Origin of the sequence: Faecalibacter bovis (assembly GCF_017948305.1) — a bacterium.
Lineage (GTDB): Bacteria > Bacteroidota > Bacteroidia > Flavobacteriales > Weeksellaceae > Empedobacter > Empedobacter bovis.
The window spans coordinates 2,207,971-2,221,421 of the sequence record NZ_CP072842.1 but is presented as its reverse complement, the minus strand read 5'-3'; the positions used below and the strand labels follow the sequence as shown (position 1 = coordinate 2,221,421).

13 protein-coding genes are annotated in these 13,451 nt (G+C 30.3%); 4 read left to right on the top strand and 9 right to left on the bottom strand.

The genetic code is table 11. The features are described 5' to 3' along the window. Positions 1-58: 58 nt before the first annotated feature. A complete protein-coding gene (gene argS / locus J9309_RS10705; protein ID WP_230475871.1) occupies positions 59-1,831 on the bottom strand; it encodes an arginine--tRNA ligase in 1,773 nt (590 codons plus the stop codon). 139 nt (positions 1,832-1,970) lie between these two features. Here argS and J9309_RS10700 point away from each other — a divergent pair, with 139 nt between their 5' ends. Both J9309_RS10700 and J9309_RS10695 read left to right on the top strand, forming a co-directional pair. Beyond that, positions 1,971-3,317, top strand: coding sequence for a DEAD/DEAH box helicase (locus tag J9309_RS10700; RefSeq protein WP_230475870.1), 1,347 nt, complete (start codon positions 1,971-1,973; stop codon positions 3,315-3,317). Positions 3,318-3,392: 75 nt separating this feature from the next. Beyond that, positions 3,393-3,602, top strand: a complete 210-nt coding sequence (locus tag J9309_RS10695; RefSeq protein WP_230475869.1) for a heavy-metal-associated domain-containing protein — start codon at positions 3,393-3,395, stop codon at positions 3,600-3,602. Between the two features lie 54 nt (positions 3,603-3,656). On the opposite strand, the gene J9309_RS10690 is transcribed toward J9309_RS10695, so the two are convergent. The 5 genes from J9309_RS10690 to lpdA form a co-directional block, all read right to left on the bottom strand. Beyond that, complete coding sequence (locus J9309_RS10690) at positions 3,657-4,442, bottom strand: T9SS type A sorting domain-containing protein (protein ID WP_230475868.1); 786 nt, start codon at positions 4,440-4,442, stop codon at positions 3,657-3,659. 170 nt (positions 4,443-4,612) lie between these two features. After that, entirely contained in the window at positions 4,613-5,359 is a 747-nt protein-coding gene (locus J9309_RS10685; protein ID WP_230475867.1) for a T9SS type A sorting domain-containing protein, read from the bottom strand. A gap of 126 nt (positions 5,360-5,485) precedes the next feature. Further along, positions 5,486-6,892, bottom strand: a complete 1,407-nt coding sequence (locus tag J9309_RS10680; RefSeq protein ID WP_230475866.1) for a T9SS type B sorting domain-containing protein — start codon at positions 6,890-6,892, stop codon at positions 5,486-5,488. Between the two features lie 99 nt (positions 6,893-6,991). Continuing rightward, entirely contained in the window at positions 6,992-7,591 is a 600-nt protein-coding gene (locus J9309_RS10675) for a YceI family protein (protein ID WP_230475865.1), read from the bottom strand. A gap of 41 nt (positions 7,592-7,632) precedes the next feature. Further along, positions 7,633-9,024: a dihydrolipoyl dehydrogenase gene (gene lpdA, locus J9309_RS10670; RefSeq protein ID WP_230477868.1), complete on the bottom strand. Its 1,392-nt coding sequence runs from the start codon at positions 9,022-9,024 to the stop codon at positions 7,633-7,635. Positions 9,025-9,115: 91 nt separating this feature from the next. Here lpdA and J9309_RS10665 point away from each other — a divergent pair, with 91 nt between their 5' ends. Further along, positions 9,116-9,463, top strand: coding sequence for a hypothetical protein (locus J9309_RS10665; RefSeq protein WP_230475864.1), 348 nt, complete (start codon positions 9,116-9,118; stop codon positions 9,461-9,463). A 213-nt stretch (positions 9,464-9,676) separates the two neighbouring features. On the opposite strand, the gene J9309_RS10660 is transcribed toward J9309_RS10665, so the two are convergent. Next, entirely contained in the window at positions 9,677-10,057 is a 381-nt protein-coding gene (locus J9309_RS10660; protein ID WP_230475863.1) for a hypothetical protein, read from the bottom strand. Next, positions 10,057-11,346, bottom strand: coding sequence for an MFS transporter (locus tag J9309_RS10655; protein ID WP_230475862.1), 1,290 nt, complete (start codon positions 11,344-11,346; stop codon positions 10,057-10,059). Before J9309_RS10655 ends, J9309_RS10660 begins: the two co-directional genes overlap by 1 nt. Before the next feature lie 49 nt (positions 11,347-11,395). Between J9309_RS10655 and J9309_RS10650 the strand changes: the two genes are divergently transcribed. Next, positions 11,396-11,872: a GNAT family N-acetyltransferase gene (locus tag J9309_RS10650; RefSeq protein WP_230475861.1), complete on the top strand. Its 477-nt coding sequence runs from the start codon at positions 11,396-11,398 to the stop codon at positions 11,870-11,872. A gap of 49 nt (positions 11,873-11,921) precedes the next feature. On the opposite strand, the gene rpoN is transcribed toward J9309_RS10650, so the two are convergent. Continuing rightward, positions 11,922-13,394: an RNA polymerase factor sigma-54 gene (rpoN, locus tag J9309_RS10645; RefSeq protein ID WP_230475860.1), complete on the bottom strand. Its 1,473-nt coding sequence runs from the start codon at positions 13,392-13,394 to the stop codon at positions 11,922-11,924. Positions 13,395-13,451: the final 57 nt, after the last annotated feature.

Genomic DNA, 13,451 nt, shown 5'->3' with positions numbered 1-13,451 from the left:
AAAAATACCTCATCAAAAATGACAAGGTATTTTATTACTGAATATTATATTTTCAATCTTACATTCTTTCAGGAACACCAATTCCTAATAAACGTAAAGAAGATTGAATTGTATTTGCTACCCATTGAGATAAGTATAAACGGAAATATTTCACATTTTCTTCCTCAGCTTTCAATACTGAATTGTTTTGGTAAAATGAATTAAATTGCTTCACAAGTTCGTAAACATAATTAGCAATTAAAGCAGGTGATAATTCATCTGAAGCCTTTTTGATTGTATCTTCAAAATCATTTAACGTACGAATAATTTCTTTTTCCGCTTGGTTTAATTCAATTGTAGAAAGATCAAATTCTTGTGGTGCTTCTTTTCTTAATAACGATTGAATACGAGCGTAAGTATATTGAATAAAAGGTCCTGTATTTCCGTTAAAATCTACTGATTCTTGTGGATCAAATAAAATACGTTTCTTAGGATCTACTTTTAAAATGTAATATTTTAAAGCTCCCATCGCAATTTTCTCGTATAAAGCAGCTTTTTCTTCTTCCGTGTAACCGTCTAATTTTCCTAATTCTTCAGAAATTTCTTTCGCTGTGTTGTAAATCTCAGACATTAAATCATCTGCATCTACTACTGTTCCCTCACGAGATTTCATTTTACCGTTTGGTAAATCAACCATTCCGTATGATAAGTGATGTAATGCATCAGCCCACTCATATCCTAATTTCTTTAAAATTAAGAATAAAACTTTAAAGTGGTAATCTTGCTCGTTTCCTACAACGTAAGTTAATTCTTCTAAAGATGGTGTATTTTTAAAACGCTCTACTGCTGTTCCTAAATCTTGTGTGATGTATACTGAAGTTCCGTCTGAACGTAAAACTAATTTTTCATCTAAACCATCAGCTGTTAAGTCAATCCAAACAGAACCGTCCTCTCTTTTGTAGAAAACACCTTTATTTAAACCTTCCTCAACAATATCTTTACCTAAAATATAAGTATTTGATTCGTATAAAACTTCGTCAAATGCAACACCTAAACGCTTATAAGTTTGTGCAAAACCATCATAAACCCAACCATTCATTTTCTGCCATAATTCAATAACAGCAGGATCATTTGCTTCCCATTGGCGTAACATTGTTTGGGCATCTAAAAAGATTGGAGCTTGTTTTTTTGCTTCATCTTCAGCCATACCACCATCAACTAATTCCTTGATTTCAGCACGATAATGTTTATCAAATTCTACATAGTATTTACCTACTAAGTGATCACCTTTAATACCAGCTGAAGTTGGAGTTTCTCCATTACCGAAACGTTCCCAAGCAATCATCGATTTACAGATATGAATCCCACGGTCGTTGATAATTTGTGTTTTAATTACATTATTACCTGCAGCTTCCACAATTTGAGAAACTGAATAACCTAATAAATTATTACGAACGTGACCTAAGTGTAAAGGTTTGTTTGTATTTGGAGAAGAATATTCTACCATTACTGAACGAGATTCAGCTGTTGGTACATTGATTCCGTAATTTTCATTTAAAGCGTTTTGAGTAAAATCAGCTAAAAATTCAGCTGAATTCATGCTCATATTTAAGAAACCTTTTACAACATTGTATGCCGTGATTTTTCCGTTTTCAACTAAATAATCACCAATTTTTGCACCAATATCTTCTGGTTTACCTTTTAAAGTACGAATTAATGGGAAAACAACTAATGTATAATCACCTTCAAACTCTTTCCTTGTGAATTGTATTTCAACAGATTCTGGAGTTAACTGATATACATTCTGAATCGCGTCTAAAACGTATTGCGTGATTTGTTGTTTTAAATTCATTTCTTATTGTTTATTAATCGACTGCAAAAGTACGAAAATTTAAGCTTGTAAATAGCCAAAAAATGGTTCTTTTCTATTAATCTATCGGATTTTGCAAAATCGTTTTATCAGAAAGCTATATCTTTGCAGTATGGATTATATGGATATTACATTCGAAGATTTCAATTTTCCCAAACAATTGAATGAAGCTTTAGAAAAGCTAAACATTACGACACCTACTCCAATTCAGGTTAAAACATACAAACCTATCTTATCTGGTAAAGATATTATGGGTATTGCACAAACAGGTACAGGTAAAACATTAGCTTACTTATTACCTTTATTAAAAGAATATAAATTCTCAAAATCACATATGCCTAAAATTATGATTCTTGTTCCTACACGAGAATTAGTAGTTCAGGTTACAGATATACTAGATCAATTAACAGAGTTTATCAACGTTCGTGTTTTAGGAATTTACGGTGGTGTAAATATTAACACACAAAAAGAATTCATTTACGAAGGCGTAGACATTTTAGTTGGAACGCCAGGACGTGTGATGGATTTAGCTTTGAACAATGATTTACAGTTTAAAGATTTAAAGAAATTAGTGATTGATGAGTTTGACGAAATGTTAAGTTTAGGTTTTAAACCTCAATTACGCAACATCTTCTCGATGATGAGTGAAAGAAGACAAAATATTTTGTTTTCTGCCACGATGACTGATGAAGTTGATGATATGTTACAAGAATACTTCAACAATCCTGAAGAAATTTCATTAGCTCGATCAGGAACACCAGTTGAAAAAATTTCACAATCTGCTATTCCAGTTACAAACTTCAATACAAAATTGAATTTAATTGTAGATCAATTAAGAAATGATGATTCTATCGAAAAGGTTTTAATCTTTGCGAACAATAAGAAACACGCAGATATAATTCACGAAACATTAGAAGAAGAATTCCCAGAACAATTTGGTGTAATACATTCAAATAAATCTCAAAATTACCGATTACGTGTAATGGATGAATTCCGTAAAGATCAAATTAAAGGGATTGTAACTACGGATATTATGGCGCGTGGTCTTGACTTTCCGGATATTTCTCATGTCATCAACTTTGAAATTCCTGAAGTTCCTGAACAATACATTCACCGTATTGGTCGTACTGGTCGTGCAGAAAAAACTGGTAATGCAATATCATATTATACAGAAAAAGAAGAAATTCTTTTAATTGAGATTGAAAATTTAATGGGTAAAGAAGTAGAAATGGTTTCTTTCCCTGATCATGTTAAAATCAATCCTTCGAAAAGAGATTTTGAAAAAGAAGTTGTAAAAATGAAAAATGCTACAACTGTCAAAATTGATGTTGAAAGAGGTGCTGCATTCCACGAGAAAAAAGATAAAAACAAAAAAGTTAACTTAGGTGGACCTACAAAACGTAAACCACCAAAGACGAAAACTGCCAATCGTGGGCAACAAAAACAGAAATCGAAAAAACGTAAATAATAAAAAAAGCAGTCCTTTAGGATTGCTTTTTTATTTAAGGAAAGTTATCTAACTTTGATTTAAAATAAATTTAATATGTCAGAATTAAAATTCAAAACAAATATAAACTGTGGAAGCTGTATCAAATCAGTAAAACCATTTTTAGATGAAGTTGTTGGTGAAGGTAATTGGACTGTAGACACTGATAATCCAGACAAAATATTATCTGTAAAAACAGAAGAAGAAATTTCTGAAGTGGTAGAAGCAGTTACAGATGCTGGTTTTAAAATTCAGAAAATCGATTAATTATAAAAGAAAAGCCACTCTTTCGAGTGGCTTTTTTTGATTTAATATCAAGAATTATTTTTTCACAATTTTTTGGCTAACTTGTTGTCCATTCACTTCTCCTGTAATTACATAAACACCTTTAGGCAATGAAGACACATTTAATTTTGTTCCATTTGCAACTGATGCTGTTTTTACTAATTGTCCATTTGAGTTGATGATTTGAACATTTTTAGAATCTGCAGCAAATAAAATTTCAGATCCAATTACAGTATTTGAAACTAATGCATATTTAGATTGAGCAACTTCACCAATACCTAATTCAGATTTCTTAATTACTGAAAAATCATCAAAACTAACAGATCCACCATTATAAGCTCTCACACCTAATTGTAAAATTGGAAATCCAGCTGGAGTTGTGAATTCAACCGTATGTGAAGTCCAAACATTAGATGACGCAAGCCAATCGTTATTATTTCTTAAAGGATCTTCACTTGATGGTCCAGAACCATTTAGATTAGTAAAGTTTCCATTTCCATCAGCAAAAGATGACCAAATTCTACTATCACTTCCATCTCCTGAAGATTTGTACCAAAAAGTTAATACATATACTTCTCCGGGAACAGTTGTTACGTTTTGATAAAAACCTGTCGTAGCAGTTGCATTATAAGTAGCAAACCAATCCCCTGAATGTGCGTTTGCAGGATTTTCTACAAGTGTAGGTTCTGTATAAGAATTTGTCCAACCAGCAGCCCAAGGAGCCATTTCACCAGCTTCAAATCCTGGATTCTGAACTAAATTTGTTTGACCAATTGCAAATGAAGCGACTAACACTGAAATTAATGAATAAAAATTTCTCATAGTAATAATTGTTTAATTAATATAAAGGTTGATATGCAAATATATGACAATATTTTAATACATATAACTAAAAATCAATCAGTTAAACAATAAGCTTATATCTAAAATTATCCAAATAAAAAAGCCTCGCAATAGCGAGGCTTAGCAAATATATTTAGAAATTTTTCTAATTATTTTTTAACAACTTTAGTTGTAACAGTTTTACCGTTTTCAGTAGATTTAACTACATAAACACCTGCAGCTAAATCAGAAACATTAACGTTTTTGTTTCCGTTAACTTCGAAAGATTTAACTAATTGTCCGTTTACATTGTAAACCTCAACTGATGCATTTCCTTTTGTAGAAAATACTGCAGTGTTAGTCCAAACTGTATTTTTGATAGCTTTAGCAGCTTCTGCATAATCAGCAACACTTAAAGTTCTTGAAAAAACAACTTCAACTTCTTGGATTCTAATTTGAGCAGAAGAACCTGTTTGTCCATTTTTAATAGTAACATTTTGTGCTGGAGTATCAAATTCTATTACATAAACACCATCTTCAATAAATGTAGGTACAACAACCCCGTCTACTGTAATAATAGCTGTGTTTGGAGCGTAATCAGCGAAAGTATCAGTTTTAATTAATACTGAATGAATTCTAGCTTCTCCTACAGTTTTAATAGCGTAAGAATTTCCATTTCCATCAGCATTGTTAGAATATAATCTTAAATTAGATCCTGTATCATAGTATTTTGGTCCATTAGAAGAACCGTTTTTCTTAGCTTCATAAGTAATGAATCCTGCAAGAATATTTCCAGTATTAATATCTTGTGCGTTAGCAAAACCTTGATCAGCTAAAACATAGTTATAAGTTTCTTGTTGTGCATTAACAGATAAAGATAACGCAGCTACTGCCACTAAAGAGTAGAATTTTTTCATATATATAATTTTTAAAGTTTTTTACGTTTAGTAATATTGCGATGCAAATATAACTTTAATAATTTATTTATCACAACTAATAAAAATCATGAATCAATAATTAATATTAAATTAACCTTGAAGTAATTAATTCTTCAATAAAATACTTCCTGATTTTACCTCAACTTTATCTTTAAAAATTCTATACCAATAAGTTCCTGTAGCTAATTTTCGATTATTATAATACCCATTCCATGGTAAAATATCTTTCAACAATCCTTCAATCAAAATCTTTCCTTGGCGATCAAAAATTTGAATACTATAATTGTTTTCTTCTAACTTTAATTTTGATCTTATATCCCACTTATCATTAATTCCATCCGAATTAGGACTCAAAAATGTGAAAAAATTTGAAATATCATAAGTAAATGGTCCAAAAACGCAACCTTGATTATTTTTAAAATAAAATGTAAAAAATAAATCTGTTGAATTATTAAAAATATTAGAATCTTGCCAAATTTCTCCGTCAGTTGAGTAACCAGAAATTAAATTCGGATCCTCTGCTTCAATAATAACTTGAGTCATTGTAGAACGAACATTTTTAATATAATTTTCACCCGTTTCTTGTGTTACATTGATCGTAATTGAAGATCTACAACCTGTACTAACATCAAAAAAAACTTCCCACTGACCTACATTATTTATATTGACTTTAAATTCATCCGAAACTAAATTACCATTGTGGTACCATTCAAAATTATTAAACTGAAAAACATTATTGCGATCAAAAGGTCCTTCAATTTCATAAGGTACACCGCAAAATGTTAAATCTTTATTCGGAATATAATTATCAAAATTAATAGTACTTAATTTTAAACTGTAAATGGAAACGCAATCTGAAATTATATAATCAGAATTATAGCCGACTTTTAAAAAAATACTTTCGTCGGATTTAGACGCTTGGTAATTTTCTAACTCAAAATCAGGTATCGGATTCTGATTTAAACTCGCGTCTTGAAAATTTTTATAAAATGTAAAATTGTAGTAATAATTGTAACTATAAATATCAAAAAGTGCTTTGTTAAGATTATAAACATTAGTTTCATTATCCAACTCGCAACCAATCACTTCGAAACCATATCTAATTGGTGGTTGAATAGCAAAATTAACTTGATATTTAATTATTACTTTTCTCGGATTTTCTAATAAATTTTCATCCAATCGTAAATAAAATATTGCAGGATTAGAAATTTCAAATTCCACCAGTCTTCCTACGACATCGCGCTCGTAGGGATTCGTATTATTATAGGCGTCTAAAGCAGTTGGATAAACATAATTCGCAATAGTCCAATATCTTTCATCATAATCTGTAAAGAGTGCAACAAATTCATTTTTTATTGAACGATAACTTGGCGTATAAGTTGGATTTTCAAAAATAGTGAAGCTTGTAGGAATTGTTTGAACACATTGATTTTTCACAATTTCTTTGATTTCGTATTGCGAAAAACCGAAAACAGGAAGTAACCAAAATAATATGTAGTAATAAAATTTCATCCCTGTTGATTCATTAAAATTAATGTTAAATAATAAAGTTATAAAAAAAAACGATACCGAACTAACGATATCGCTTTAATATTGAATTATTTAAATCTATTAATCTAAATATAATTGTACACGTAAATCAACGTTTTTATAACCACCTCCTGGTTTAATAAATCCAAATTCTTCTCCGTTTAATTGGAAAGATTCAGATTCTAACATCTGTTTACCATCTACATTTACAATGTGACCTTTAACATTAATTGCTTGAGAAACACCTTTTACTTTGATGTTTCCTTCCATGTTAAATTGAAATTTATCATTCGTTAATTTCGTAATCTTAGTTGATGTAAAAGTAGCATCTGGGAAAACGCTAATATCAAAGAAATCTGCAGATTGTAAGTGAGAAACTAAACGACCTTGCATCGCATCTGGTAAATCGTAATTTGTCATTTTAGATAAATCAACTGTAACAGAAACAGCTTCAGGAGAATTGTTTTTCATCTTAACTTTAGCATCCTTTAACTCAACTTTACCGTTGTGCCATTTATCTTTATTTTGAGCTTGATCAAATTTAGTACCTTTCCATTCTACATGGCTTTTTACTAAATCTGGAGCATTTGTTCCTTCAAAATCAGCAATTTCATTGTGATTAAAACTTAAAATTGATGCTGAAACACCAACTGCACATAGAACTCCGAATAATTTTTTCATTGTAATGTATTAGTATTAATTATATTAATTTTTATTGAGTATTAGATATGAATTGCATGTCCGTATGCGTCTTCTACAGCTTCCATAATTGCTTCAGACATCGTTGGGTGTGGATGAACAGATTTCATAATTTCATGAGCAGTAGTTTCTAATTTACGTGCTGCAACTGCTTCTGCAATCATTTCAGTAACTCCGTCTCCAATCATATGACAACCTAACCATTCACCATATTTAGCATCAAAAACAACTTTTACAAAACCATCGGCTGCACCATTCGCTACTGCTTTACCATTTGCAGAGAATGGGAATTTACCAACTTTAACTTCGTAACCAGCTTCTTTTGCTTGTGCTTCTGTCATACCAACAGATGCAATTTCTGGTGAACAATATGTACAACCAGGAATATTTCCGTAATCAATTGCTTCTACCTTTTCCCCAGCAATGTGTTCAACACACAAAATTCCTTGAGCTGATGCTAAGTGAGCTAAATCTGCACCTTTTACAACATCACCAATTGCATAGTATCCTTTAACAGATGTTTCGCAAAAATCATTAATTACAATTTTTCCTCTTTCAGTTGCAATTCCTACAGCCTCTAACCCTAAGTTTTCTGTATTTGGTACAACACCTGCTGCTGATAAAACAACTTCAGCTTCTAAAATTTCTTCACCTTTAGCCGTTTTTACAGTAGCTTTTACAAGATCTCCTGTAGTATCTACACCTGTAACTTCTGCATTCGTTAAGATTTTAATTCCTGATTTCTTTAAAGATAATTGTAATTGTTTAGAAATATCTTCGTCTTCAACAGGAACAATTCTTGGTAAATATTCTACGATAGTTACATCAGTTCCTAAAGTATTGTAGAAATGAGCAAACTCAACTCCAATAGCTCCAGAACCTACAACAATCATAGATTTTGGTTGTTTTTCCATAGCTAAAGCACCACGATAACCAATTACTTTTTTACCATCTTGTGGTAAAGAAGGTAATTCACGAGAACGCGCTCCAGTTGCAATAATTATATTTTCAGCTGCGATTTCTTTAGATGTTCCATCTGCTGCTGTAACTTTTACTTTTTTCCCTGGTAAAACTTGCGCTGCACCTTGTATTACTTCGATGTTATTCTTCTTCATTAAGAACTGAACACCTTTGCTCATACGGTCTGCTACTCCACGTGAACGTGCAACAACATTTCCGAATTCAAAAGAAATATCTGATGGTTTATTTAATCCAAAATCTTCCGCGTGATTTAAGTATTTGAATACTTGAGCACTTTTTAATAAAGCTTTTGTTGGAATACAACCCCAATTAAGACAGATCCCTCCAAGTTCTGCTTTTTCAACGATTGCTACTTTTTTTCCTAACTGAGAAGCTCTAATTGCTGCCACATATCCTCCTGGTCCGCTTCCAATAACAATAATGTCGTAACTCATTTTTTCCATAATTTGAATGCTAATTTATATAAATCTAAAACGAAATAAAAGCAATTCGGTAAAATAGATTAAAATTTCTTAAATTTGCACTGTGAAAATATTCTTTGAAAATTACGCCGACAATTTATGCGTCGAAACGGACTTTCCTTTAGTAGGAAGTTTAGAACAAGCTATTGATATTTTCCATAACCTACCAGATTATGATGGTAGTTTTATTGGATTTGTAAATGACGATGGCAATACTGTTCAGATTTCTAAATACGACCGATTTTTATTTTTGGTCGAAATACCAGTATATGATCAAGGTGCATCTTATTCTAAATTATTAAATTACTTCCAAGTAAAAAATTTAATAGAACATTTGTATAATGGTTTTGATCCTTACGATATACCTGATTTAAAATTCGAACAGTATATAACAGAAAAAGCGACTAAATAGTCGCTTTTTTATTTTATACAATAATGATACAAATAACAAATATTCCTAATATCAAATGATATGATTGGTCTTCTTTTATGATTTTAGTTTTCTCTTCTTTTGAGTAGAAACTTAAAGTTAAAATCAACCAATAAAATCTATTACCAAAAGCTTTAAATACTTTAAGTATAATTCATTCGAATATAATTGTTATTAAAAATTCTATCACAAGATTTATTTAATGGTGTATTTACCTATTAAAAAATCTTCTTTTTCATTAAATAAATAATATTCAAAATCATTATTGTAAGAAGGATGAATTTTAAAATAAATAGTATCTGAATTACTAATTAAACCGAATCTATAGGTTTTATCTAAATTAGCTAATCTTCCAGGATCACTTGTTGAATATACTTGGTTTAAATCTAACTTTGTACTATCAATAAAATTTTTAGTATTTAAATAATAATAGACTTCCGAAATATGAATTTGAAACTGAAAATTTTGTAAGTTATTTTTCGCTTTAAAATAATCTTTAATCATAAATGTAATTACCATAATAGGAATTATTCCTACTAAAAATAATTTAAAAAAATTCTTTATTTTTTTTACCATTACTTCTTCTCCATTTTATAGAATAACAAAATCACAAAACTAATTGTAAACGAAAATCCCATTGCAAGTACAGAAGTTTTCATACCTTCAGTATATTCAATCAATAAACCATAAATCACTAAACCTAAAAATAATGCTAACTTCTCGAATATATCGTAAAAACTAAAATAAGTTGTTGTTTCTTCAGTTTCTGGTAATAATTTCGCGTAAGTAGATCGAGATAATGCTTGTAAACCTCCCATTACTAAACCAACTAAAGCAGCCATAGAATAGAAATGAATTTTTACATCAGGATGATCTGGCTGAATTAAATAGCCAATAATGCAAGTTACAATCCAGATAATAATTCCTATTAAAATCGTGATTTTATTTCCAATTTTACCAGATAAATACGAAAAAATCCAAGCTCCTAAAATGGCTTCAACTTGTATTAAAAGAATCGTCATAATCAATTCTTGACTTTCCATTTTTATTTCTGAACTTCCGAACATTGCAGCCATCAAGAAAATAGTTTGCATCGCTAAACTATAAAAGAAAAAACCTGCTAAAAATACACGGATATTTTTATAACTGTTTAATTCTTTAAATGTGTTTGATAATCCTTTAAAACTGCTTTTAAATATATCTTTCGGAACTTCGCGATTATTCTTTTTATTAGGCAATTTGGATAAAGCAATTTGGCCAAATCCCATCCACCATAAACCAGTTAATAAAAAGCTAATACGCGTTAATAATGAAGAATATTCTTCTGGCGCAAAAAGAATCATTGCTAAACAAATAGATAATAACACAACAGAGCCAATATAACCATTCATATAGCCTTTTGCTGAAACAGAATCCATTTTTTCTTCCGTTACAATTTCTGGTAAAAAAGCGTTGTAAAACACTAAACTACCCCAAAAACCAATACTTCCTGTAATATTTAAGAGTAATGCAAACCACGTTAAATCAGAGGAAGTAAAAAAGAACATCCCAATACAAGATAAACTTCCTAAATAGCAGAAAAATCGTAGAAATTTAATTTTATTCCCAATCAAATCGGCAATGGATGATAAAACAGGAGATAGTACAATAACAAAGAAAAATGCAATCGCCAATGAAAAATTAAAAGCCGATTCGGGTAATAATCCTAAAAATTTGATTGGAGAACCATCTTCGCCTCTTGTCATTGCAGTATAATATACAGGAAAAATCGCAGATGCAATAACTAAAGAATGAACAGAATTTGCCCAATCGTATGAAACCCAAGCTTTGATTAAGTTGGGTTGATTTTTTTCTATTGTACTCATTTTGCTTTTATAATTGTGTTAAATTAAGCATCTCAAATGTAAAATAAAAATGGAATCTGAACGATTAATTTTTCGTGAATTAAATATTTCTGACGCGACTCGATTATTTGAAATTTATTCTGATAAAGATGCTATGAAATACCGACAATCTAAGCCTCATAAAACTTTAGAAGATACTTTAGCAATGTTGAAACGTGATGAAGAAGTAAAAGCTTCTAAATATGAATTTAGATTTGGAATTATTGAAAAGGATTCCGGACAATTGATTGGTACAATTATGTATCAACCCATTTACAGTAAAGCTATTATTGGTTATTCTTTCGCAAAAGATTCTTGGGGAAATAGCTTTGCAACAGAAGTTGTAAAATGGATAATTTCTTACTTAATAACTAAAAATTTCAAAACAATTGAAGCTTGGGTTATAAACGAAAATATTGCTTCTTGTAAAGTTTTAGAAAAGAATCATTTTCGTTTAGTTTCGCAAACGATTTATCCTGCATCTAAATATTATCAGTTAAACATTTAAATGATAAGACATAAAAAAAGCTACCTAAAATTAGATAGCTTTTATATTTTTAAATTTCTTTTCTTAATCTTGCAACCGGAATGTTTAGCTGTTCGCGGTATTTAGCAATAGTTCGACGAGCTATTGGATAACCTTTTTCTTTTAAAATTTCAGTTAATTTCTCATCTGTTAAAGGCTTACGTTTATCTTCGTCTTGAATCACATCTTGAAGAATTCTCTTAATTTCGCGCGTTGAAACTTCCTCTCCTTCCTCATTTGTTAATGATTCTGAAAATAGATCTTTAATTAAAAACGTTCCATAAGGCGTCGCTACATATTTAGAGTTTGCCACACGAGAAACTGTTGAAATATCCATTCCAATTCGATCCGAAATATCTTTCAGAATCATTGGTTTAATTTTCGTTTCATCACCCGTAAGGAAATATTCTTTCTGGAATTTCATAATAGCTTCCATCGTGTACATTAATGTATTACGACGTTGTTGCACTGCATCAATAAACCATTTTGCAGAATCTAACTTTTGCTTTACAAAAATTACAGCTTCTTTTTGCTGTGCTGATTTATGTTCAGTTTTTTTGTAAGTATCCAACATTTCAGCAAATGTATTCGAAACACGAAGTTCAGGTACGTTACGACCATTTAAGGATAATTCCAATTCACCGTCATTAATATTAATGGTAAAATCTGGCGTAATTTGTTCTACAATTTTTCCACTTGAAGAGAATGATTTACCTGGTTTTGGATTTAATCTCTCAATTTCAGAAATTGCTTCACGTAATTCTTCTTCGTCCACATCATACTTCGCTAACAATTTAGAATAATGTTTCTTAGTAAAAGCATCAAAAGATTCAAAAATTAATTTTTCTGCTAATTCTACAGCTGGAGTTTGATTTTTATTTTCTAATTGAATTAAAAGACATTCTTGCAAATTACGAGCTCCGACACCAACCGGATCAAGCTTTTGAATGTAATTAACCAAAATATTTTCGACCTCTTCATAAGACACGAAAATATTTTGCGTAAATGCTAAATCATCTACTAAAGATTTTAATTCACGACGAACATAACCATCATCATCGATGTTACCTAAGATAAATTCAGCTATTTTAAATTGTTGTTCTGTTAAACGATACGTAGAAACTTGGCTTGATAAAAACTCTATAAAACTTATACCTTGCGCATAAGGAATTGATTTTTCCTCATCATCATCGCTATAATTATTGGTGTATGTTTTATAATTCGGAACATCATCATCACTTAAATATTCGTCAATATTAATATCACTCGTATCAATTACTTGATCGTCGCCATAATCATCACCATCATTTTCCCAGTCATCTTGTTCATTTGAATATTCATCATCATATTCTGAAGATTGGTCATCTAATGCAGGATTTTCCTCCAACTCTTCTTGTACGCGTTGTTCAAATGCAACCGTAGGAAGTTGGACTAACTTCATTAATTGAATTTGCTGAGGCGATAATTTCTGTTGTAATTTTAAATTTAATTCCTGCTTTAACATAAAAATGAAATAAGTTAAAAAATGGGTTTAATCACTATTCTAATATAATAAAATTTG

Bases quoted from the DNA above. Each gene is read 5' to 3' on its own strand.
- argS (WP_230475871.1), bottom strand. From the start codon at position 1,831: ATGAATTTAAAACAACAAATCACGCAATACGTTTTAGACGCGATTCAG.
- J9309_RS10655 (WP_230475862.1), bottom strand. From the start codon at position 11,346: ATGAGTACAATAGAAAAAAATCAACCCAACTTAATCAAAGCTTGGGTT.
- J9309_RS10690 (WP_230475868.1), bottom strand. From the start codon at position 4,442: ATGAGAAATTTTTATTCATTAATTTCAGTGTTAGTCGCTTCATTTGCA.
- rpoN (WP_230475860.1), bottom strand. From the start codon at position 13,394: ATGTTAAAGCAGGAATTAAATTTAAAATTACAACAGAAATTATCGCCT.
- J9309_RS10650 (WP_230475861.1), top strand. From the start codon at position 11,396: ATGGAATCTGAACGATTAATTTTTCGTGAATTAAATATTTCTGACGCG.
- J9309_RS10695 (WP_230475869.1), top strand. From the start codon at position 3,393: ATGTCAGAATTAAAATTCAAAACAAATATAAACTGTGGAAGCTGTATC.
- J9309_RS10680 (WP_230475866.1), bottom strand. From the start codon at position 6,892: ATGAAATTTTATTACTACATATTATTTTGGTTACTTCCTGTTTTCGGT.
- lpdA (WP_230477868.1), bottom strand. From the start codon at position 9,024: ATGAGTTACGACATTATTGTTATTGGAAGCGGACCAGGAGGATATGTG.
- J9309_RS10700 (WP_230475870.1), top strand. From the start codon at position 1,971: ATGGATATTACATTCGAAGATTTCAATTTTCCCAAACAATTGAATGAA.
- J9309_RS10660 (WP_230475863.1), bottom strand. From the start codon at position 10,057: ATGGTAAAAAAAATAAAGAATTTTTTTAAATTATTTTTAGTAGGAATA.
- J9309_RS10675 (WP_230475865.1), bottom strand. From the start codon at position 7,591: ATGAAAAAATTATTCGGAGTTCTATGTGCAGTTGGTGTTTCAGCATCA.
- J9309_RS10685 (WP_230475867.1), bottom strand. From the start codon at position 5,359: ATGAAAAAATTCTACTCTTTAGTGGCAGTAGCTGCGTTATCTTTATCT.